At 67.0% G+C, this 22370-nt stretch carries 13 protein-coding genes; 8 read left to right on the forward strand and 5 right to left on the reverse strand.

What is annotated here, in order from left to right; genetic code table 11:
- Positions 1 to 299: 299 nt before the first annotated feature.
- Positions 300 to 851 (reverse strand): signal peptidase II, encoded by a 552-nt coding sequence (locus H5T65_09570; GenBank protein ID MBC7259484.1) that lies wholly within the window; start codon positions 849 to 851, stop codon positions 300 to 302.
- A gap of 256 nt (positions 852 to 1107) precedes the next feature.
- On the opposite strand from H5T65_09570, the gene H5T65_09575 reads away from it, so the two are divergent.
- The 6 genes from H5T65_09575 (at position 1108) to eno (ending at position 8870) form a co-directional block, all read left to right on the forward strand.
- Positions 1108 to 1644 carry an inorganic diphosphatase gene (locus H5T65_09575; GenBank protein ID MBC7259485.1) on the forward strand — a complete coding sequence of 179 codons (537 nt, stop codon included), beginning with the start codon at positions 1108 to 1110 and terminating at the stop codon, positions 1642 to 1644.
- A 30-nt stretch (positions 1645 to 1674) separates the two neighbouring features.
- Positions 1675 to 2976, forward strand: a complete 1302-nt coding sequence (locus H5T65_09580; protein ID MBC7259486.1) for a S41 family peptidase — start codon at positions 1675 to 1677, stop codon at positions 2974 to 2976.
- 463 nt (positions 2977 to 3439) lie between these two features.
- Positions 3440 to 4075 carry a Crp/Fnr family transcriptional regulator gene (locus tag H5T65_09585; GenBank protein MBC7259487.1) on the forward strand — a complete coding sequence of 212 codons (636 nt, stop codon included), beginning with the start codon at positions 3440 to 3442 and terminating at the stop codon, positions 4073 to 4075.
- Between the two features lie 151 nt (positions 4076 to 4226).
- Positions 4227 to 6317 (forward strand): acetate--CoA ligase, encoded by a 2091-nt coding sequence (locus tag H5T65_09590; GenBank protein MBC7259488.1) that lies wholly within the window; start codon positions 4227 to 4229, stop codon positions 6315 to 6317.
- Between the two features lie 43 nt (positions 6318 to 6360).
- On the forward strand, positions 6361 to 7434 hold the full coding sequence (locus tag H5T65_09595; protein ID MBC7259489.1) for a phosphotransacetylase family protein: 1074 nt from the start codon (positions 6361 to 6363) through the stop codon (positions 7432 to 7434).
- A gap of 158 nt (positions 7435 to 7592) precedes the next feature.
- Positions 7593 to 8870 carry a phosphopyruvate hydratase gene (gene eno / locus H5T65_09600; protein ID MBC7259490.1) on the forward strand — a complete coding sequence of 426 codons (1278 nt, stop codon included), beginning with the start codon at positions 7593 to 7595 and terminating at the stop codon, positions 8868 to 8870.
- Between the two features lie 63 nt (positions 8871 to 8933).
- Here eno and ligA read toward each other — a convergent pair whose 3' ends face one another.
- Complete coding sequence (gene ligA, locus H5T65_09605) at positions 8934 to 10970, reverse strand: NAD-dependent DNA ligase LigA (GenBank protein ID MBC7259491.1); 2037 nt, start codon at positions 10968 to 10970, stop codon at positions 8934 to 8936.
- Between the two features lie 570 nt (positions 10971 to 11540).
- Positions 11541 to 12839, reverse strand: coding sequence for an asparagine--tRNA ligase (gene asnS, locus H5T65_09610; protein ID MBC7259492.1), 1299 nt, complete (start codon positions 12837 to 12839; stop codon positions 11541 to 11543).
- Positions 12840 to 12969: 130 nt separating this feature from the next.
- Between asnS and H5T65_09615 the strand changes: the two genes are divergently transcribed.
- Positions 12970 to 17193 carry a hypothetical protein gene (locus H5T65_09615; protein MBC7259493.1) on the forward strand — a complete coding sequence of 1408 codons (4224 nt, stop codon included), beginning with the start codon at positions 12970 to 12972 and terminating at the stop codon, positions 17191 to 17193.
- Between the two features lie 134 nt (positions 17194 to 17327).
- Positions 17328 to 18956: an amidohydrolase gene (locus tag H5T65_09620; protein MBC7259494.1), complete on the forward strand. Its 1629-nt coding sequence runs from the start codon at positions 17328 to 17330 to the stop codon at positions 18954 to 18956.
- 312 nt (positions 18957 to 19268) lie between these two features.
- Here the strand turns inward: H5T65_09620 and selB are convergent, their stop codons facing one another.
- Together selB and H5T65_09630 are read right to left on the reverse strand one after the other, a co-directional pair.
- Positions 19269 to 21155 carry a selenocysteine-specific translation elongation factor gene (gene selB / locus H5T65_09625; protein ID MBC7259495.1) on the reverse strand — a complete coding sequence of 629 codons (1887 nt, stop codon included), beginning with the start codon at positions 21153 to 21155 and terminating at the stop codon, positions 19269 to 19271.
- Between the two features lie 49 nt (positions 21156 to 21204).
- A partial coding sequence (locus H5T65_09630) for a hypothetical protein (GenBank protein ID MBC7259496.1) occupies positions 21205 to 22370 on the reverse strand: 1166 nt, incomplete at its 5' end.

Raw genomic sequence — 22370 nt, forward strand, 5'->3', positions numbered from 1 at the left:
ATGCCCCGAACTGGCAGGCGCAGATTCAAGCACACCATTTGCACGCGTTCATATTCAGAAGGTGCCCATGCCCACGAACCGCCTGAGTTTTCCGACACGCACCTCACCCCTGTCCGCCCCTGAACTCCGCCAGCGGAGAGGGGGAACGAGGGGGTGAGGTCGGCATGCCCGCGCGGGGCTAGACCCCAAGGGTCTCCGACGCCCTTGGGGTCTTCAGCGCCAGCCCGACGGTTTCGGCGTCAGGCGTAATACCCTTCGCGTAGATTCGGGTTATTCGTGGATGCCGCCCGCCCCGCCCCCTACTCGCCGCTGCCGTCATCCGCAGCCGTCGGGGGCGGCGCGGGTTGGCGCGGCTTGTCCCACCCCCGCCACACCATCACCAACAGGATCGGCGTGAGCACGTACACGATGAGATTCACGTACTGATCGCACAGGTTCGCCGTCCACGGGAACCCGCGGACGCGGAAGAAGTCGGTGGCGTGGCCTCGCAGCAGGATTTCCACCGGGTTGCTCAGCGCCCCGACCAACAGCGTGGCCATGACGAGCACCACCTTCCGCGCCGGCGCCGAAGCGGCCATCTCCCCGGCCCAGTGCAGTAAATAGACCACCATCCCCACCGCCAGCGCCAGCGACGCCCCGGCGATCCACCGGTACGGCCCCAGCGCCCCGAAGATGTAATGATATCCCTCGTTGTAACTCAAGTACCAGGAGACGAACGGAATCGGCGAAGGGATGGGTTCGGCCCCGAAAGTCAGCGACCGCTCGGCCACTCCCTTCACCGCCCAGTCCAGCGCGAAAAGCCCGATGCCGATGACCACAACCGCGATGCGTTCCCGTGTGCGCTTGCTCATACCTGCCCCTAGCGGAGGATTGCGCCCTACAATAGCCGAAAACGCGCTGCATGACAAAACGGCGCGTCGCGCGTGCGCCGCGCGTGGACGCTGCCTCTCATCCCTAGGTCGGGGTCCCATACCCGACACCGCATCTGGCGGCTAGGGATAGCCGCCCTACAGGATAGCCGCACTGCTCGCCGCCCCCGCGCGCAACTTGACGCCTGCGCTTGGCGCACATAGAATGCCGGTACAGACCATGCGGAGGGGTGCGAACATGAACCTGTGGAATGAACTTCCCGTAGGCCCCGACTGGCCCGAAGTCATCAACGTCATCGTGGAGATTCCCAAGGGGAGCCGCAACAAATACGAGTACGACAAGCGCCTGGGCGTGATCAAACTGAATCGTGTCCTGTTCTCGTCCCTGTACTACCCCGGCGACTACGGGCTTATTCCGCGCACCCACTACGAGGACGGCGACCCGCTGGATGTGCTGGTGATGATCAACGAGCCGACCTTCCCCGGCTGCGTGCTGGAGGCGCGGCCGGTGGCGTTCTTCCGCATGATGGACAGGGACTTGCCCGACGACAAGGTGCTGGCCGTACCCGCGTCGGACCCGCTCTACACCGAAATCCGCGACCTGGAGGATGTCCCACCTCACTTCCTCCGCGAGGTGGCCCACTTCTTCTCTGTGTATAAGGACCTGGAAGAGATTCGCGTCAAGCCCATTGGCTGGGAACCGCGCGAAGCCGCCTACGAACACATACGCCATGCGGTTGAGTTGTACAGCAGAGAGGGCGCTCGGCTGCGATAGTCATGCCGACGCCGCACCCGGAGGTGAAGATTGCGCACGACCCGCTATGTCCTGTCCGCCTTCGTCATATTCGCGCTCATCATCGGCGCGTTTGGGGCCGGCTTTGTGGCCCGTGGATGGCTGACCGCCCGCTATCAGCAGCAGCCCGCCAGCGTTGAGCAGCAGTTCGCCATCTTCTGGGAAGCGTGGAATATCGCTCAGGAGAACTTTGTGGACCCGACCGCGCTGGACCCCAAGGCCATGACCTACGGGGCCATCCGCGGGATGTTGGATTCGCTGGGAGACATCGGCCACACCCGCTTCCTCACGCCGAAGGACCTGGCCGAGGAGCGCGTGAGCATGACCGGCAAGTATTCCGGCATCGGCGCGGAGATTGGGATGCGCGACGGTCGCCCCGTTATTATCGCGCCGTTTGACGGCTCGCCGGCCCAACAGGCGGGCATCCAGGCGGGCGACTACATCATCCGCGTGGACGGCGAGGACACCAGCGGCCTGTCGCTGGACGAGGTGGTGGCCCGCATCCGAGGCCCCGAGGGGTCGCAGGTTACCCTCACCATCATGCGCCCCGGCAGCGCCTCGCTGCTGGAGTTCACCATCGTGCGCGAGGTCATTCGCATCGCCGCCGTATCGTGGGCCATGATCCCCGAAACCCACATCGCCCACATACGCATCAGCCAGTTTAGCGCCACTGCCCTGCCCGGCCTCAAGGACGCCCTCACGGCGGCCAAGAATGCCGGCGCGCAGGCGCTCATCGTGGACGTGCGCAACAACCCCGGCGGGCTTCTGGATCAGGCCGTGTCCGTCGCCAGCCAGTTCTTGGCCTCGGGCAACGTGGTTCTGGAGGAGCGGCGGGACGGCTCGCGCAAGCCCTACCCGGTGGAGCGGGGTGGATTGGCCGTAGACATCCCCATCGCGGTGCTGGTGAACGAGGGGTCGGCCAGCGCGTCCGAGATTTTCGCGGGTGCCATCCAGGACAACGGGCGGGGCGTCATCGTGGGCCAGCCTACTTTCGGCACCGGCACCGTGCTGTCCACGTTCAATCTCAGCGACGGCTCGGCCATCCTGCTCGGCACGGCGCAGTGGCTCACGCCGAGCGGGCGCAGCCTGCGGCGCCAGGGCATCACGCCGGACGAGGTCGTGGCGCTCCCCGCCGACGGGACCATCCTCACGCCTGCCAAGTCGGGAACCTTGGCCCCCGACGAGATTGAGAAGGCTGGCGACACCCAACTGGCCCGCGCCATTCGGATTCTGGCACCGCAGACGGCGACGGCCTCCGGCTTCGCCGCCGCCACCACCGTGCCCGACAGGCAGTGCTCCAGCGTTTCGCGTTGAGGGCGCAGCCGCGGCGAAGAGGCATGCGGCCCGAGACCCTGGGGTCTTCGCACTCGTGGGGCGCTTGACCTCACCCATCCCCACCCCAGCCCTCCGCGTACCCGATGCGCGGCGGAGAGAAAAGGGGAGGGTGCGGGAGGGGTTAGGTGAAGTTGAACATACGGGCGACGCTCGGATACCGTAGCCCAGGCACGTAGGTCGGCTCTCCATAGCCGCCGGAGGCGTAGGGCAGGTATGGAAGCCCGCCCTGCGCGCGCTATTGTCCATTCGCGTGGATTCGCGAGATTCGCGGTTACAACCCCGCAGGTTTGCTTTGCTCCGCTCGCGATGGGGCTAGCCCAAGCCGCGGTTGCCTTGCCGTGCCATGTGATGCTATAATACGTGCACTATACGCGCAAGGACTGATGCCGTGAACCAGCAACCCGTCGCAATGCCCCCTCTGGCCACGCTGTCCGGGGAGGCCATGGAAGGTCTGGCGTCGCTCTTCCGCCCGCGAACCGTGGGCAAGGACGAGTATTTGTTCTTTGAGGGCGACCCGGCGGATACGCTGTACCTGGTGGGCAGCGGGCGCATCAAGGTCCTGAAGCATTCCGACACGGGCAAGGAGATGCTCCTGGAAATCGTGTCGGCGGGCGACACCGTGGGCGAAATCGGCATCCTGGACGGCTCGGTCTATCCCGTCTCGGCCCAGGCCATGGAAACGTCGCAGGTGTGGGGAATTCGCCGCGCGGACTATCTCCGCGCGCTGGATCGGCATCCGGAACTGGCGCTCCAGACGGCGCGGAGCCTGGGCAAGCGGCTCCAGGAAGCGTACCAGACCATGATGAGCCTGGCGGTGGAGCGGGTGGAGCGGCGAATCGCCCGCGTCCTGCTGAAACTGGCCGCCGCCACGGGCCAGCGCACGGGCGAAGGCATCCTCATCAACGCCCCCATCACCCGCCAGGACATCGCCGACATGACGGGCACCACCGTGGAGACGGCCATTCGCGTCATGAGCCGATGGACCAAGCGCGGCATCATCCGTTCGCGGCGCGGGCGCATCACCCTGGTTCAGCCGCACCAACTGGTGCTCATCGCCGAGGAAGTAGGGCGCGAGTAGCGCGGGGCAATGCAACCCCACTAAATTGCGCAATCTATCACAATCGGATTTGCATTCGGCGCTCCGTTGGAGTATAATCCCCGCCGTTGTGCGCACGGCGGGGCAGATTCGCACCCACCGCGCCCGAATCTCTAGGAAGTGGGTGAAGATCATGATAGAAACCTTCTCTACGCCGAAATCCATCGCTGTCATTGGAGCATCCCGCGAGACCGACAAACTGGGCTACTCGGTGCTCAACAACATTGTCCAGTACGGCTACCCGGGAAAGGTTTATCCCATCAACCCCAAGGCCGACGAGATTCTCGGCCTGAAGTGCTACCCCAGCGTCCTGAACGTGCCTGAACCCATTGAGTTGGCGGTCATCGTGATACCGGCCAAGTACGTGGCGGCGGCCCTGGAAGAGTGCGGGCAGAAGGGGGTGAAGGGCGCCATCATCATCTCCGCCGGCTTCCGCGAGACCGGCAGCGAGGGCGCGAAAATGGAACGCACCCTCATAGAGATCGCCCGCAAGTACAACATCCGCATGGTCGGCCCCAACGTCTTGGGCGTGATAGACACCATCGGCAAGATGAACGCCTCGTTCGCGGCCGGCATGCCCAAGCGCGGCAAGATCGCCTTCATGTCCCAGTCGGGCGCGCTGTGCACGTCTATCCTGGACATGGCGCTGGCCCAGAACGTGGGGTTCTCGCGGTTCGTGTCGCTGGGCAATAAGGCCGACCTGAACGAGATTGACTTCATGGAAGCGTGGGGCGACGACCCCGAATCCCGCGTCATCATGGCGTATCTGGAAGGCATCGTCAACGGCGCGCGGTTCATTGACATCGCGCGGCGCGTAACCAAGCGCAAGCCGATGATCGCCGTCAAGTCGGGCACCACCAGCGCCGGTTCGCGGGCGGTGTCCTCGCACACGGGCACGCTGGCCGGCTCCGAGCGCGCCTACGACGCGGCATTCAGCCAGGCAGGGGTCATCCGCGCCGGTTCGGTGCAGGATTTGTTTGACTTCTCGGTGGCCTTCGCACGGCAGCCGCTGCCGGGCAAGGGCGGCGTGGTCATCGTTACCAACGCAGGCGGGCCGGGCATCATGGCCACCGACGCCCTGGAACGCGCCGGCCTGCGCCAGGCTTCGCTGTCGCGCGAGACGATGGACTATCTGCGCGCCAACCTGCCGGCGGCGGCCAGCGTCCTCAACCCGGTGGACGTGCTGGGAGATGCCCGCGCCGACCGCTACGCCATGGCCATTGAGACGGTGCTCAAGGATCCCGACGTGGGCGCTCTCATCGTCATCCTCACGCCGCAGGTGATGACCGAGATAGAGGAAACGGCCCACGCCATCGGCCAGGCGTCCAAGAAGTTCAACAAGCCCATCCTGGCCAGTTTCATGGGTGAGGCGACCACCAGCGCTGGCGTGAAGATCCTCAACGAGTACCTGGTGCCCAACTACGTGGTACCCGAGCGGGCCGTGGCGGCCCTGCGCGCCATGTACCGCCAGGTGGCGTGGATGGAGCGCCCCATGCCCACCTTTGAGACCTTTGACGTGAACAAGGACATGGTGCGCAACGTCTTCGCGCAGGCGAAGGCCGACGGCCGCCTCACCATCGGCGACTCGGAAGCCCGCGACATCCTGCAAGCCTACGGCATCCGCATCCCCGAGTCCAAATTGGCCGCCACCGCCGACGAGGCCGTGGCCATCGCCCAGGCAATCGGCTTCCCCGTGGTGATGAAGATCGCGTCGCCCGACATCTTGCACAAGACCGACATCGGCGGCGTGAAGGTGGGCCTGCGCAGCGCGTCCGACGTGCGCGACGCCTTTGACCTGCTGGTGTACCGCGCCACCCGTTTCATGCCCGAGGCGCGCATCTGGGGCTGCCTGGTCCAGCAGATGATCATGGGCGGCCGCGAGGTCATCATCGGCATGAACCGCGACCCGCAGTTCGGCCCCCTCCTCATGTTCGGCCTCGGCGGCATCTACGTGGAAGTCCTGAAAGACGTTTCGTTCCGCATTGCCCCCGTGTCGCGCAAGGAAGCCGAGGAGATGATCGCCGAGATCCGCTCGTACAATCTCCTCAAGGGCGTCCGCGGCCAGAAACCCGCCGACATGGACGCCATGGTGGACATCTTGCTGCGGGTCTCACAACTCGTTACCGATTTCCCCGAAGTCGTGGAAATGGACATCAACCCCCTGATGGTGCTGGACAGCGGCCAGGGGGCCTACGCCGTGGACATGCGTCTGGTCATCAGTTAGCGAACGGCTACGGGTTATCAACGTAACCAAAGGAGAAGACAGAATGGCGAACTTGTACATCACATCCATTGAGCCGGTTTCCGGCAAGACCGCCCTTTGCCTTGGGCTTGCCCAGCGGATGCAACGCGATGGGTATTCGGTGGGTTACCTGAAGCCCGTGAGCAGCGTCGCCCACCGTATCCAGGGCAAGGTCATTGACGAGGACGCCGCCTTTGTGCGCGACGTTCTGGGCCTGAGGGAGCAGCCCGAACAACTGACCGCAGTCGCCCTCACGCCGGAATTCGTGGACGAAATCCTGACCGGCAAGGTCCACATCAACGCCGAGGACATGCTCCACAAGGCCTACCGGAAGGTCGCCGAGGGGCGCGACATCGTCATCCTGGAGGGCGGCGGGTCGCTGCGTGAAGGATACATCGTGGACCTGGGCACGCCGCACGTGTCCCACCTGCTCAAAGCGCCCGAACTCGTGATCCTGAAGTACATGAGCAACGTGCAGGTCATGGACGACGCGCTGACGGCGCAGAAACGGCTCGGCGACTCCATGCTGGGCGTGGTCATCAACGCGGTGCCCAAGATGCACATGGAGTTCATCCAGGAGGTCATCGTCAAGGCGCTGGCCGCCAGGGGCATCCGCACCTTCGCCGTCATCCCGCAGGACCGCCTGCTCCTGTCCATTAGCGTGGCTGAGATCGCCGAGGCCCTCAGCGGCCAAGTGCTGTGCTGCCCCGATAGGCTAGACGAACTGGTGGAGCACCTGATGGTCGGCGCGATGAGCGTGGACAGCGCGCTGACCTACTTCCGCCGCAAGCCCAACAAGGCGGTCATCACCGGCGGCGACCGGCCCGACATCCAACTGGCGGCGCTGGAGACCTCCACCAAGTGCCTGGTGCTCACCGGCAACATGCAGCCCAGCCCCATCATCCTGGGCCGCGCCGAGGAGGTGGGCGTGCCTGTCATCCTGGTCAACTACGACACGCTGAGCACGGTGGAGATCATTGAGCGGTTCTTCGGCAGAACGCGCTTCCGCCAGGTGCAGAAACTCAACCGTTTTGTGCAGATGCTGGACGAGCGGTTTGACTTTGACGAATTGTACCGCGCCCTGGGCCTGAAGGCATAGGCCCCGCCCCTCGCCCAGAGTGAGGGCCATCGCTCCCTCGCCCCGCGGGAGAGGGTTGGGGTGAGGGCCGTCGTCCCCACCCCGAGCAGCGAACGGGTGAACAATGGAGCGGGAACATCGCATCGCGAAACGCTCCAATAAATGAGCGGAGGGTACAGATGATAGAAGACATCTTCGCGCGAGAGGTGCTGGACTCGCGGGGCAACCCCACCGTGGAGGTGGAGGTGTACCTGGACACCGGCGAAATGGGGCGCGCCATCATCCCATCGGGCGCGTCCACGGGCGCTCACGAAGCCGTGGAACTTCGCGACGACGACAAATCGTACTACGGCGGCAAGGGCGTGCAGAAGGCCGTCCAGAACGTCAACGAGGAGATCGCCGACGAACTGTTGGGTTGGGATGCGCTGGACCAGGCGGGGATTGACGCGCACCTGGTGGAACTGGACGGCACGCCCAACAAGGGCCGCCTGGGGGCCAACGCCATCCTGGGGGTGTCGCTGGCCGTGGCAAAGGCCGCCGCAGCCATGCTGGACATCCCCCTGTACCGCTACCTGGGCGGCGTCAACGCGCGCACCCTGCCCGTGCCCATGATGAACATCCTCAACGGCGGCAAGCATGCCCTGGACAGCACCGACCTGCAGGAATTCATGATCATGCCGCTGGGCGCGCCCTCGTTCCGAGAGGCGCTCCGCTGGTGCTCCGAGACCTACCAGGCCCTCAAGAAACTCCTCGCCAAGAAGGGCTACTCCACCAACGTGGGCGATGAGGGCGGGTTCGCCCCGTCGCTGAAGTCCAACGAGGAGGCCGTGGAACTCATCCTGGAGGCCATCGCCAAGGCCGGCTACAAGCCCGGCGACGAGATTTACCTGGCGCTGGACCCCGCCGCGTCCGAGTTCTACGAGAACGGCAAGTATCACCTGAAGAAGGAAGGGCGTGTGCTGTCTAGCGAGCAGATGATCGCCTTCTACGAGGACTGGGTGCGCAAGTATCCCATCGTCTCGCTGGAGGACGGCCTGGCCGAGGACGACTGGGACGGCTGGCGGGCGCTGATGGAGCGCCTGGGGCGCAAGATTCAGATCGTGGGCGACGACTTGCTGGTAACCAACGTGGAGCGGGTGCAGCGGGCCATCCGCGAGCGCGCCGCCAACTCGCTGCTGTGCAAGGTGAATCAGATCGGCACCCTCACCGAGGCCATCGCCGCCGTGCAGATGGCCACCCGCGCCGGCTGGACGGTCGTGGTGTCGCACCGCTCGGGCGAGACCGAGGACACCACCATCGCCGACCTGGTGGTGGCGCTGAACACGGGGCAGATCAAGACCGGCGCGCCCTGCCGCTCCGAGCGCGTGGCCAAGTACAACCAACTCCTGCGCATAGAGGAGCAACTGGGCGACTCGGCCATATTCCCGGGCAAGGACGTGTTCTACAATCTGCGATAGACGAGACGCCTGCTAACGAGAACGGGCCGCCCCCACGGACGGCCCGTTTTTGTGTGCTCCGCGCTAACCGCCCTCGGCCATGCGGCGCAGGGCGGCCTCGTCTATCATGGGGATGCCCAACTGCACGGCCTTGTTGTACTTCGTCCCGCCCGGAGAGGCTCCCACCACCAGGTAGTCGGTCTTGGCGCTGACGGAATCGGTAACCTTGCCGCCGTGGGCGCGGATGAACTCCGCCGCCTCGTCGCGGCTCATGGTGGGCAGCGTGCCGGTGATGACGAAGGTCTTGCCGGCCAGCGGTTGAGGCCGCGCAGGCGCTTCGGCCCGCACGTCGGCCATGCGCACGCCGGCCCGCCGCAGTTTCTCTATCACCGCGCGGTTGCTGGGGCTGGCGAAGAACTCCACCACCGCCTGCGCCGTGTAGGGGCCGAGGCCGGGAACCTGCTGCAAATCCTCTTCCGTCGCCGCCATCAGCGCGTCTATGGAGCCGAAGTGCTCGGCCAGGATGCCCGCCACGACGGATCCCACATGGCGGATGCCCAGCGCCGTGAGCAGCCGCTGGAGCGGGCGGTTCTTGGACGCCTCTATGGCCGCCAGCAAATTCTCGGCGCTCTTGTCGGCGAACCCTTCCAGCCCCAGAATCTGCTCTTTGGTCAGGTAGTAGAAGTCGGCCACGTCATGGAGCAGGCCCGCCTCCACGAACTGCTCGGCCAGGCGCGAGCCGAACCCCACGATGTCCATGGCCCCGCGCGACGCGAAATGCTCCACTTTGCGCACCAACTGGGCCGGACACGAGGCGTTGACGCAGTAGTAGGCCACCTCGTCTTCGGCGCGATAGACCGGCTCGCCGCACACGGGGCAGTGGGTGGGCGGCGCGATGGGTTGCTCATCGCCGTCGCGCAGGGATTCCACCGGCCCCACCACCTGGGGGATCACGTCGCCGGCACGCTGGATGATGACCGTGTCGCCCACGCGGATGTCCTTGCGCGCGATGTCGTCAAAGTTGTGCAGGGTGGCCTGCTTGATGGTAACGCCGCCCACGGCCACCGGCTCCAGGATGGCGTAGGGGTTGAGCGTGCCGGTGCGCCCGACGTTGATGCCCACGGCCAGCAGTTTCGTCGCCGCCTGCCGCGCTGCGAATTTGAACGCCACGGCCCCGCGCGGATCCTTGCCCACGAACCCCAGCGCGTCCTGGATGCGCAGGTCGTTGATCTTGATGACCACGCCGTCAATCTCGTACCCCAGGGTGTCGCGCTCGGACTCCCACACGCGGTACATCTCCATGACCGCGTCCAGGTTCGGACACAGTTCGCACCCGTCGGCCACGGGGAACCCCATGCGCTTCAGGTAGTCTAGCACGTCCCATTGGTGCGTGATGTCCACGCCGTCGGCGTCCACGATGGCGTAGGTGTACAGGCGCAGGGGGCGCGCAGCCGTGATGCTGGGATCCAACTGGCGCAGCGAACCGGCGGCAGCGTTACGGGGGTTGGCGAAGGTTTTTTCGCCGCGCTCCTCCTGGCGGCGGTTGAACGCCTCAAAGTCGGCCAGAGCCATGTACGCCTCGCCGCGCACCACCAGCCGCGCGGGCGCGGGGTCATTGCCCGTTACGGGGATGCGCAGCGGCACCTGGCGCACCGTGCGCAGGTTGGCGGTGATGTCCTCGCCCACCTCGCCGTCGCCGCGGGTGGCTCCCTGGGTGAACACGCCGTTGACGTAGGTCAAGACGACCGTCAGCCCGTCAATCTTCGGCTCCACCACGTAGTCCAGCGGCGTGCCGTCGGGCAGGAGTTTGCGGTTGCGCTCCTCCCACGCCCGCAGTTCCTCCTCGGAGAAGACGTTGGCTAGGCTGAGGATGGGGCGGGGGTGGCGCACCTTCTCAAACCGCTCCAGGACGGCCCCGCCGACGCGCTGGGTGGGCGAGTCGGGCGTGATGAGTTCGGGGTGCTCGGCCTCCAGCGCCTTGAGCCGCTGGAACAGGGCGTCGTATTCGGCGTCGGAGATTTCCGGCGCGTCAAGGACGTGATAGCGGTAGTTGTGGTAGCGGATGAGTTCTCGCAGGCGTTGGATTTCCTCCTGTACGGACATATCCTCCTCCTGGTGCATGGCCGTTGGTCGTTGGCCGTTAGCCATTAGCCTTTGGATGTGGCCATGAGCCGAAGTGCCTCCCTCACCCTGGCCCTCTCCCAGCGGGAGAGGGGACGGATTCGCCTGTGGGGGGCGACGCATGCCCGCCCGACGCCGAAGCGCCGGGCTGAAAGGGCCAAGCCCTCCTGGCTGGGGTCAGTCCCGAAGGGGCTTCGCCCCCCGTAGCGCGGGGGTTTAGCCCCGCGCGGTGATGCCAACCTCACCCCGGCCTTCGGCCTCCCCTTCTCCGCCAGCGGAGAGGGGGAATGAGGGGGTGAGGTGCGCACCGGACGCCCGACGCCGAAGCGCCGGGCTGAACGAGCCAAGCCCCTTCGGGGCTTCGCCCCCCGTAGCGCGGGGGTTTAGCCCCGCGCGGTGATGTCAACCTCACCCCGGCCTTCGGCCTCCCCCTTCTCCGCCAGCGGAGAGGGGGGAATGAGGGGGTGAGGTGCGCGCCGCGCGGTGGTGGCATCCCTCACCCTAGCCCTCTCCCGGCGAGAGAGGGGACGACGCATGCCCGCCCCAAAGGGCCAGGGCAAAAAGCCTCGCCTACGGGTACAGCCGCGTAAGCATCCGCGGGAACGGGATGGTCTCGCGGATGTGCGACAGGCCGCAGATCCACGCCACGGTTCGCTCCAGCCCCAGCCCGAAGCCCGAATGCGGCACCGAACCGTAGCGCCGGAGGTCCAGGTACCACTCGTACGCCTCGCGCTTGAGCCTGTGCTCCCGGATGCGCTGCTCTAGCAGTTCCAGACTGGCGGTGCGCTCGCCACCCCCGATGATTTCGCCGTACCCTTCGGGAGCGAGAAGGTCCACCGACTTGGAGAGTTCCGGTCGGTCGGGTTCCACCTCCATGTAGAACGCCTTGCACTTGGCCGGGTAATGGTGAACGAACACCGGCTTGTCAAAACTCTCGGCGATGGCGGTCTCGTGGGGCGCGCCGAAATCGTCGCCCCACTCAATGCTCACGCCTTTCTCGTTCAGCAGTTTCACGGCATCGTCGTAGGAGATGCGCGGGAAAGGCGGCGTAACGTTCTGGAGCACCGTCGTGTCGCGCCCCAGGAGCGACAACTCGTAGGCGCGCTCGCGCAGGGTGGTCTGGACGATGTACGAGACGAACTCCTCCTCCACCTTCATGCAGTCGTCCAGGTCGGCGTAGGCCATTTCCGGTTCCACCATCCAGAACTCCATCAGGTGGCGGCGCGTCTTGGATTTCTCGGCGCGGAAGGTCGGCCCGAAACAGTATACCTTGCCGAACGCCATGATGTGGGCCTCGTTGTACAGTTGCCCGCTCTGGGTGAGATAGGCCGGCTCGCCGAAGTAGTCGGTGGCGAACAGGGTGGTGGTGTCCTCGCAGGAGGTGGGCGTCAGGATCGGTGTGTCCAGGTTCAGGAAGCCGTGGCCGTCCAGCCAGTCGCGGATGGCCCGCACGACGGTGGCGCGCACGCGCATGACGGCCCACTGCGACTGCGACCGTAGCCACAGGTGCCGCCGATCCATCAGGAAGTCCACGCCGTGCTCCTTGGGCGTGATGGGGTAGTCCTGGGCCAGTTGCACGATCTGCACTTCCGATGCATCCACCTCATAGCCGCCCGGGGCGCGCGGCTCCTTGCGCACCTTCCCGCGCACGATGAGCGAGGACTCCTGCGTAACCCGCCTGGCCGCCTCAAAGGTTTCGGGCGAGACCGCCTTCTGGAATACGATGCACTGGATGAACCCCGTCCCGTCGCGCACCATGAGGAATTGGAGTTTCCCCTTGTCGGTGCTGCGGAAAAGCCATCCTTTGAGCGTTACTTCCTGGCCCTCGTGTTGGGCGATGTCCTGGATATAGGTCTGGTCTTCTTGCATCGGAACCTCCCGATTCGCCGTCATGTTTCCTTCCGCGCTGATTATACCACGCGGCGCCTGATCTGTCATACCCGCGCGGTCGTTTCCCGCGACGGGGCAACCTATGCTACAATGGCGCCGGAGGCGTGGGATGACGTCGGCCCTATCGCACCGCCAACCGACTTTGCGGACAGGACTGTTGTGGGCGGCGCTTGCCCTCGCGGCGGCGCTGGTTCTCGGCGCGTGCCAGGCCGAGGTGGGCACGGCCACGCCCGAGACGGCCCTGCGCACCCCGCGCACCCCGCCGCCCCAGGCAAGCCCCACGTCGGCGCCGGTTGGCCCCATCCTCGCGGGGTTCATCCCGCTGCGCCAGGGCATCGGCGCCAACCCCACAGACATGGCGCTGGACGCCAAACACCGCCGCCTCTACGTGCTGTGCGCCGAGGAAGTGGATATCGTGGACACGCGCACGCTGCGCGTAACCCGCGTGCCCACGCCGCGCGGCACCCGCATCCTGGGCCTGGATTCCGACGCGCAACAGGTGCTCTTGGGGGGCGCTGGCGGAAGCGGGCCTGCTGCCCTGTATGTCCTGGACGGCGGGCGCGGGGTCATCGCCCGCACCGTGCCCCTCGCCGCCCCGCCGTGGAGGACCGTCTTCCTGCCGGCGTACAATCTGGCCGTAGCCGCGCTGGCGTCCGGCGAGGTCGCCGCCATCAACGTGGACACGGGGCTGATGGTGGTCGTGCGCGCGGGGGGCTCGCGACCGCTCATGGAGGCCGATGCCGGCGCCGGCAAGGTGTACCTTTCGGGGGCGAAAGGCCCGCAGGGTCAGGAGATCGCCAATGCCCTGTCGGTGCTGGACGCCCGCACCGGCCGGGTGGAGGTTGTGCCGCTCCAGGCCGCGCCTACCGCCTTCGCGGTGGACGGGCGCACGCACCGCCTGTTCATCCTGCACCAGTACCAGGCCTCGATGACGGTCTACGCCCCCGACTCTGGCATCGTGGGCGTGTACGACCTGGGCGGCGAGCCGGTGGAGATGGCGCTGGACGCCAGCACGAGCGCCCTGTACGTCAGTGATTGGCGTCAGGGGCGGTTGCTCATGGCCGACACGCGCCGGCTGGCAAGCCCCACGGCGCTGGACATCTTCCCGTCCGCGCATTTTCTCCAGGCGCAGGCTTCGGCCCGCCGCCTCATCGTGGCGCAGGTCGGGGGCGACCGAGCCGCGCTGGTGGACCGGGGGCGGGTGGTACTGCTTGACCTTCCGGGCGCGCCGGGCGTCGCCGTGATACACCCAACCACGGGCGTCTCCTACGTCGCGATCCCCGGCGCCAACCTGGTGCTGGCGCTGGCTCCCGACGGAGCCGAGTTCTTGCGGTGGACTTTGCCGTCGCGGCCCGATGCGATGGTCCTGGATCCGGGGCAGGATCGCCTGTTCGTATCCCTGCCGGGTTCGGGCGCTGTGGCCGTGATAGACCTGACGGCGCGCACCCAGGATTTGATTTCCCACGCGCTGGTGCCGTCGGCGGCCGCCGTGCACCCCGCCGATGGGCAGGTGTACCTTGCCGATCCCGTTGGGGCCACGGTGTACGTTTTCTCCTTGCAACGAGAGCAGGCTGTCCGCGCCATCGGTGTGGGCCCTCGGCCCACGGCGCTGGCGGTGAACCGCGCCACCGGCGAGGTGTGGATTTCCTGCGCCGACGGTCTCTACGTGGCCGCCGCAGGGGGCCAAACCGCAAGCCGCGTGGTGGAGTGGGCCGGCGCGCCGATGCTGGGGGTGGACAGCACCCTCAATCAGGTTTACGTAGGGTTATCGGGGCCGCAGTCCTCGGTGCAGGTCCTGGAGGGCGCCGGCCATCGCCTGCTGAAGGTCGTGAGCGGCGGCAGGCTGGTCGCCCTGGATGTGGACGAGGCCGCCGGGCTGCTGCTCACGGTCTGGCAGTCGCCGGCCACGCCGGGCACGCTCACCCTATCGCTGCTGGACGGCCGCTCGCTGGAAGAATCGCGGCTGCAAATCGCGCTACCCATCCGCGCGGACGAACGGGTAGCCGCCCATGCCGATGGGACGCGGGGAGTGGCAGTGCTCGCGCACGGTGGCCGGGTTGTGCTGGTAGATTTGTCGGCGCAGCAGGCGCGTCTCTATGCAGAAATCCCCATCCCCGAGGACATCCCCAACGAGTACGTGCCCTTCACCGTCGTGGGCGACAGAAACTCGGGCAAGACCTTTGTGAGCGTCTATGGCGACCGCCGCTTGCTCCTGCTAGACAGCCAAAGCCGCGTGTCCGATACGGTGTCGCTCGGGGCCGGGGTGGCCACGCTTGCCCTGGACGAGCCGCGCGCCCGCGTGTATGCAGCGCTGCTGGACGGCACGGTGGCCATTGTGGACGGCGCGACGGGCGATGTCCTGTCGCAGGTGGCGGTGGGTGGGCCCACTCACCTCTTAGTGGCCGACGCCGCGCGCCAGCGGGTATTCGCGTGCAGTTCGCAGCAGGCCACCGTCTATGCCATCCAGGACGCCACGGTGGAGCCGACGCCCGAACCGACGGCGCTCCCCCTGCCCACAACCTCGCCGACGACGACCCTTGCGGCATGGACGACCTACGCCAGCGGCGACGAGGCGCGCGCGTTCCTTTCCGACGGTCGCTACGTGTGGGTGGCGACGACGGGCGGCGTGGTCCGCTGGGATGCCGCCGACGAGACCTTCCGCCAGTTTCTTGCGCCGCAGGATGGACTGCGTTCCAACAACGTGTACGCCCTGGACCTGGGGGCCGATGGAGACATCTGGGCGGCGACGGACGGTGGGTTGAGCCGCTATGGGGGCGCGGTTTGGAGCACGCAAAGCGGATTGACGCGACGCGACATCCGTGCGGTGGCCGTGGCCCCCGATGGCAGAATCTGGGCCGGCGGCCAGGATGGCGTGCTGTACGTGTCGCGTCCAGATGGCGAAGATGCGTTTGACTTCCAAGAGGCGTTTCGCCTGGGCTGGCCGATCAGCGAGGTGGCGCTGGATGCGGAAGGGCGACGGTGGGTGGCGTCCCGCCTGGGCGTAACCGTCCTGTCCGATAGCGACGTGGTTACCTACACGGCCCAGAACTCGGGCCTGCCGCCGGGCATGGTGAATGCCCTGCTGGTCCTCACCGATGGCGCTGTCCTGGCCGCAACGGATACCGGCCTGGCGCGCTTCCAGAATGGCGTGTGGACTGCGTACCCGCCGGACAGCGGCGCGCCTGGCGCGGCGACGGCGCTGGCCCAGACGGCGGACGGGGCGCTGTGGGCCGCGTCGCCGCAGGGAATCTACCGATACGAGGGCGCATGGAGCCGCGTCGGGACGGTGCGCGAAGCGGCTGCGCAGTACGCGGCCCTGTGGACACAGGCGATGGCCCGCAGCAAACGTTGGCCCATCCTGGCCGCGGGCGGCAGAATCTGGGCGATTCTGGACAGCGGCCTGGCCGACTTTGACGGGCAAATATGGACACGACGCTCCACCACCGGCGTCGCGCCGCCGTCCAACCGCGTGCGCGCTCTGACCATCGGGCCGGATGGCGCGCTCTGGGCCGGGTTCACCGGCAGCCCCGTAGCCCGATACGAGGCCGGGCGCTGGACCACGTTCCCCGGCCGCGAGCAGGCCCCGGCCAACGTCAACGCTATCCTCGCCGACCCGGCGGGCGGAATCTGGTTCGCCGCGGACGACGGCGTGGCCCTATACGACGGCCAGCGCTGGACCCGATTCAAGAGTGGCGAAGGCGGGTTGGCCACGGGGCGCGCGCTCTCGCTGGCGTGGGATGCGGAGGGGGCGCTCTGGGTTGGGACCGAAGACGGGCTGAGCGTGCGTCAGAAGGACAGTTGGACATCCTACGCGCCCGGTGCGAACGGCCCGGCGGGGGGCTACGTGTGGGATGTCGCCGTGGACGGCGAGGGCGTGTTGTGGTGTGCCACCAACCGCGGCATCTCCCGATACGACGGCAAGTCCTGGCAGACCTTCACCGATTCGGCGATGCCGCCCACCGAGCAGGAGATTTGGGGGCTGGCGCTGGACGACGGCGGCGCATGCTGGTTTGGCGCGCGCAGGGCCGTGCGTCGGTTCGTCGCGGAGGGGTGGTTCAACTACCGCCACCTGCCCGAGGCCGTCGGCTACGATCACGCGCGCATCCTGCGCACCCTGAACAACCCGAACCGCCTGTGGGCCGTGGACGCCGCCAGCGGCCGCGTCTGGATTGCGGTGGAGGGTGGCGTGGCCGCCTACGACGGCCACAACTGGCAGGTGTACACGCCGGAGAACTCGGGCCTGGCGTCGGCCCGCGTCAGGGCCATCCTGCCCGACGGGCGCGGGGCGGTGTGGTTCGCGACCGATGCGGGTATCAGCCGCTTCGCGCCATGAGGAAAACATCCCACACAAAGACACGGAGGCACGAAGAGAGTGTGCTCTGTGCCTTTGTGTGAGAATAATATCCCAAACGAAGACTTGGATGCAGCAGAAGCGATCATCCCATTCTCCATCGTGAGGTGTGAACCATGCGAACTGCCGACTGGATTCTGCACAACGCGCGCGTGTACACCATGGACAAGCGCCTGCCCGTGGCCGCCTCGGTCGCCCTCTCCGCGGGCCGCATCCTGGCCGTGTCCGAGCGGCCGGATGAACTCCTCCCGCTGCTGTCGCCAGCAGGCCGCGCCATTGACCTCCGCGGCGCGACGGTCCTTCCCGGCTTCACCGACGGCCACGTCCACTTTCTGGAGTACGCACGGAAGTTGCGGCGCCTGGCGCTCGACGGGCTGGCGTCGCTGGATGACGTGCTGGAGGTTGTCGCGCGGCGGGTGTCCGAGGCGGGGCCGGACGAGTGGGTGCTCGGCGGCGGCTGGGATCGCAACCTGTGGGCCGACCCGCGCTTCCCCACGCGCCACCATCTGGACCGCATCGCGCCCCATGTGCCCGTGGCGCTGGACAGCAAAGACCTGCACAGCGTCTGGGCCAACAGTCGCGCGCTGGAAATCGCCGGCATCACCCGCGACACCCCCGACCCCGAGGGCGGCGAGATTGAGCGCGATGAATCGGGCGAGCCGACCGGCATCCTAAAAGAGAACGCCTGCAAGTTGCTGGAGGCCGTCGTGCCCAAGCCCGGCACGGAAGAAACGGTGCGCGCGGTGCGTGAGGCCATCGCCAAGGCTCACGCCGTCGGCGTTACCGGCATCCACGATTGCGAGAAGGCCGAGGCCCTGGCTTGCTTCGGCATCCTGCACCAGCGCGGCGAACTGAAACTGCGCGTCCTGGCGCACCTGAACAAGGACACCGCCGAGGACGCCATGCGGGCGGGCGTGTTCACCGGCCTGGGCGACGCGACGCTGCGCATCGGCGGGCTAAAACTGTTCGCCGACGGCTCCCTCGGCTCCCGCACGGCGTACATGCTCCAGCCGTTTGAGGGCACGGACAACTGCGGCATCTGCACCATGACGAAGGACGAGATGCGCGATTGGGTGCTGCGCGCGTGCGACGCCGGCATCAGCGCCACCGTTCACGCCATCGGCGACCGCGCCAACCGCGAGGTGCTGGATGTGCTGGCCGAGGCCCGCCAGCGCGAGAACACCCTGCGCCCGCCGCTGCGCCACCGCATTGAGCACGCCCAACTGCTCACGGAGGAGGACATCCCCCGCTTCGCCGCGCTGGACATCATCGCCTCGGTCCAGCCCACGCACGCCACCGCCGACTACGAGATGGTGGACCGGTACTGGGGCGCGCGGGGAAGATGGGCCTATCCGTTCCGCTCGCTGCTGGTCCACGGCACGCGACTGGCCTTCGGCTCCGACTGCCCCGTGGAGCGGCTGGGCCCGCTGTTGGGCATCCACGCGGCGGTTACGCGCCGCCGCCCAGACGGAAGCCCCGGCCCCGACGGCTGGCAGCCGCAGGAGCGCCTGACCGTGGAGGAAGCCGTCCGCGCCTTCACCATGGGCAACGCCTACGCGGCGGGGTTGGAGGGGCAGTTGGGGTCCATCACGCCGGGGAAACTGGCCGACCTTGCGGTCCTGTCCGAAGACATCTTCACGGTAGACCCCATGCGGATTCCGGCGGTGAAGGTGCTGGGCACGTTCTTCGGCGGGCGGCTGGTGTATGTGAATGCGGCGGCGGAATGGGTGGAGGGACTTGGGTAGGGCGGGCCCGGCGCGCGTGGGCGCCACGGCCTTCAGGCTTGTTCGCCCGCAAAGACACAGCCAACAATTTTGTCCAGCCTTCCCAGATCACGCGCCGCGGCGTCCAGGATGCGGATACGGTACACGGCACTTACTCCGATCCGCGCCGCCGCACTACATCCTCAAACGCCTCGCCGCACCTCTCCCCAACCCTCCCCTTCCCTTCCCGCGCGCGGAGAGGAAGGGGAGAGCCAGGGTGAGGATGGGTGAGGTAACCTCCGCCCCAGGATTGGAATCCACCCGTTGTCCGGATGCGGCGCGTGGCGGCGCACGCTACCGCAGCACGCGCTCGTCGCCGACGCGCCGCGTTACCTTGCGCTGGTCCAGGTGCTCCATCAGGGCCAGGGCGTATTTGCGGCTAGCGCTGAACATGTCGCGCACCTGCGCCACGGTGATGGAGCCGTTCTCCTTGATGAACCGCATCACGCGGTCCACCATCTCGTCGTAGGTCTCGGCGAGGAAGACCACCTCCGCGCTCACCTTGACCAGTCGGCCCTGCTCCACCAGCGCGTTGAACACCTCGCTGCCCACGGCCTGCTCGCACTCGGCCACCGACGGCGTGGCATAGGGCGAGCGGCGGAAGGCCGCCAGTAGCGCGTCCACCTTCGCCTGCTCCTCTGGCCGGAAGTGCGGCGTATGCGACGGGAGGCGCAGCGCGGCCTCGTCCGACGCCACAGCGCCCTCGGCGGCGGCCTGCTGGACGATCTCGTTGAACAGGCGGGCGGGCATCTTCAGGCGGCTCTTGACCTCTTCTTTCGGCATCCCCAGGCGGGCGGGGTACTGCTGGTGATAGGCCCGCAACAGGTCGGTCATCTGGCCCACGAGGGCCTGCCAGGCGTGCGGCGTGGTAACGAGCGTCGCGTCGGCCAGGGTCTTGTCGCCGATGGGAACTACCTGCCCCTGTGACCGCAGGCGCTCCAGGGCCTCAAGGAGCGTTTCGCGGGGCATCCCGCTCTTGCGCAGCAACTCGCCCACCTCCAGGGGCGGCGGCGAGTCCAGCGCCTGCAGGATGATCTCCTCCGGCGTCCCGTGGGCGGCGGTCTCCAACTGCGCGATGACCGACGGCTGCTTGCGCCGGTGCTTGCGGCCCGGGTGCGGGTTCACGACCACGCCGCCGCCGATGGTGAGGCTGGGCGATGGCTGGCGGATGACAAAGCGGTCGCCCTTGACCAGGGGGACGGCGCGGCTCAAGGCCAACTGCGCCCAGCCCTCGTGTCCGGGGGCCAGCGTGTCGCTCTCCAGCAGCCTCACTTTCGCCATCACTTCCGCCGCGCCGCAGAAGAATTCCACCTCCTGGCCGTGCCTCAAGGCGCGAGGCGCGTCGTCCAGGCTCTTCAGGCGCACGTCGGCCAGCACGGTCGGGCGAAGCCAGCCTGGGCTCGTAACGACGTCGCCGCGCTTTATCTGGTCGGTGTTCACGCCCGACAGGTTCACCGCCACGCGGCTGCCGGGCATGGCCACGTCCACCTTCTGCTTGTGCGACTGGAGACCGCGAACCCGCGCCTTGAGCGCCTGGGGCTGGATTTCCACCTCCTGCCCGACGCGCAGGGAGCCATCGGTCAGCGTGCCGGTAACGACGGTACCGAAGCCGGCGATGCTGAAAACCCGGTCCACGGGGAGCCGAGGGCGTCCGCGGTCGGGGCGCGGCGGAATCTGGCCCAGGGTGCGCTCCAGGGCCGCCAGGAGTTCGGGGATGCCCTCCCGCGTGCGGGCCGACACGGGGATGATGGGCGCGCCCTCCAGCACCGTGCCCTCCAGCGTCTCGCTCACGTCGGCCAGGACCAGGTCCAGCCACTCGGGGTCTTCCACCAAATCCCTTTTGGTGAGCGCGACCACGCCGTTCTGCACCTGCAAAAGGTCAAGGATGTCCAGGTGCTCGCGCGTCTGGGGCATGACGCCTTCGTCCGCGGCGATGACAAGGACGGCCGCGTCTATGCCACCCACGCCGGCCAGCATGTTCTTGATGAAGTCCTTGTGGCCGGGCACGTCCACGATGCCGACCGATTCGCCGCTGGGCAGCGTGAGCCAGGCGAATCCCAGGTCAATGGTCATCTCGCGCTCTTTCTCTTCTTTCAGGCGGTCTGGGTCTATGCCGGTGAGCGCCTTTACCAGCGTGGACTTGCCGTGATCCACATGTCCGGCAGTACCGATGACGTGCATCTACGCTTCCCCCGTTTGAAACGCCGATGTCCGCTCCCAAAGGCAAGGCTTACGGTTCACGCTTTATCCATGCCGCGCCTTTCTTCTTGCGGGCTGCCACGATTTCGTCCAGGGCGGCCTGGCGCTTGTGCAGGCACTCCAGTTGCGCCGCCACGATCTGGGTCAGTTCCTCCCACACGCGGGCGAGTTCCGCATCCGCCAAAGCGGTGGCGGCTTCCAGCGCATCCAGGCGACTGGCGAAAGTTTCGTTCTGGCGCTGCTGCTGGTTCCAGGCGTGCTCGGCCGCCAGCGCCTCCTGCTTCCACCGCTTCTCGTTCTCCTCGCGCCATTCCAGCAGCGTCTTCTTCTGCCGCTCCTCGGACAGGCGCTGCATCTCCACCAGTTCGGCCTGGCGTTGGGACAGGTGGGTTTGCAGTTTCTCCAGGCTTTCCAGGGCGTGGCGGTTCTTGTCGTAGAAGTCCTTGTACACCTGCATCGCGGCCGAGAAGTCGGCCATGCGCTTCTGGTGCTGGGCGAGTTCCTGCGCCCACTCGTCCAACTGGCGCTTGCGCTTCTGTTCGGCCAGGAGTTGCTCCTCCATGAACTGGCGCTGCTCGGTGCGGAGGTCATCCCGCGTGGCCTGAATCGTCGCCACCTGCTGCTCGGTCTTGCGGAGGCTGTCTTCCAGCAGTTGGGCCTTCGCCGTGAGGGCCTCGGTGCGGCGCAGGAGTTCATTGGCCGTCTCCTGAATCTCGGCGATGCGCTTCGCGTCGTGGGCGCGCTGCTCCTCCACGACGTGGGTGGCGTGAATCTGCTCGTCCAGGCGGTCCTGCAGCGCCAGGAGTTTGGAACGCTGCTCCAGGATCATCTGGTTGAGGCGCTGTTCCTCGGTGCGGCGGGCCTCCAGCGCCTCCTCCAGTTTGGGCAGGGGTTCCAGTTGCTTGCGCATTTCGGCGATGGCGGCGGTCTGCGCCTCGCGTTCCACCAGGCGGGCGCGTTCGGCCTCGCGCTGGGCCGTGGTGAGTTTCTCGTCCACTTGCCCCACCAGCGCGACGAGTTCCTTGCGCAATTGCTCCAGCGCCTGATCAAACCGCGCCATTCGGGCGACCTGCGTCTGAACGGCAGACAGGCGCGCATCCAGTTCCTGGAAGCGCCGCACCTGCTCGTCGGCGGCCAGCAGTTGCTGTTCCAGGCGTTGGCGGATGCGGGCCAGTTCCTCTTTGTCCTTGCGCCGCT

It is taken from the genome of Chloroflexota bacterium (assembly GCA_014360805.1).
GTDB lineage: Bacteria > Chloroflexota > Anaerolineae > DTLA01 > DTLA01 > DTLA01.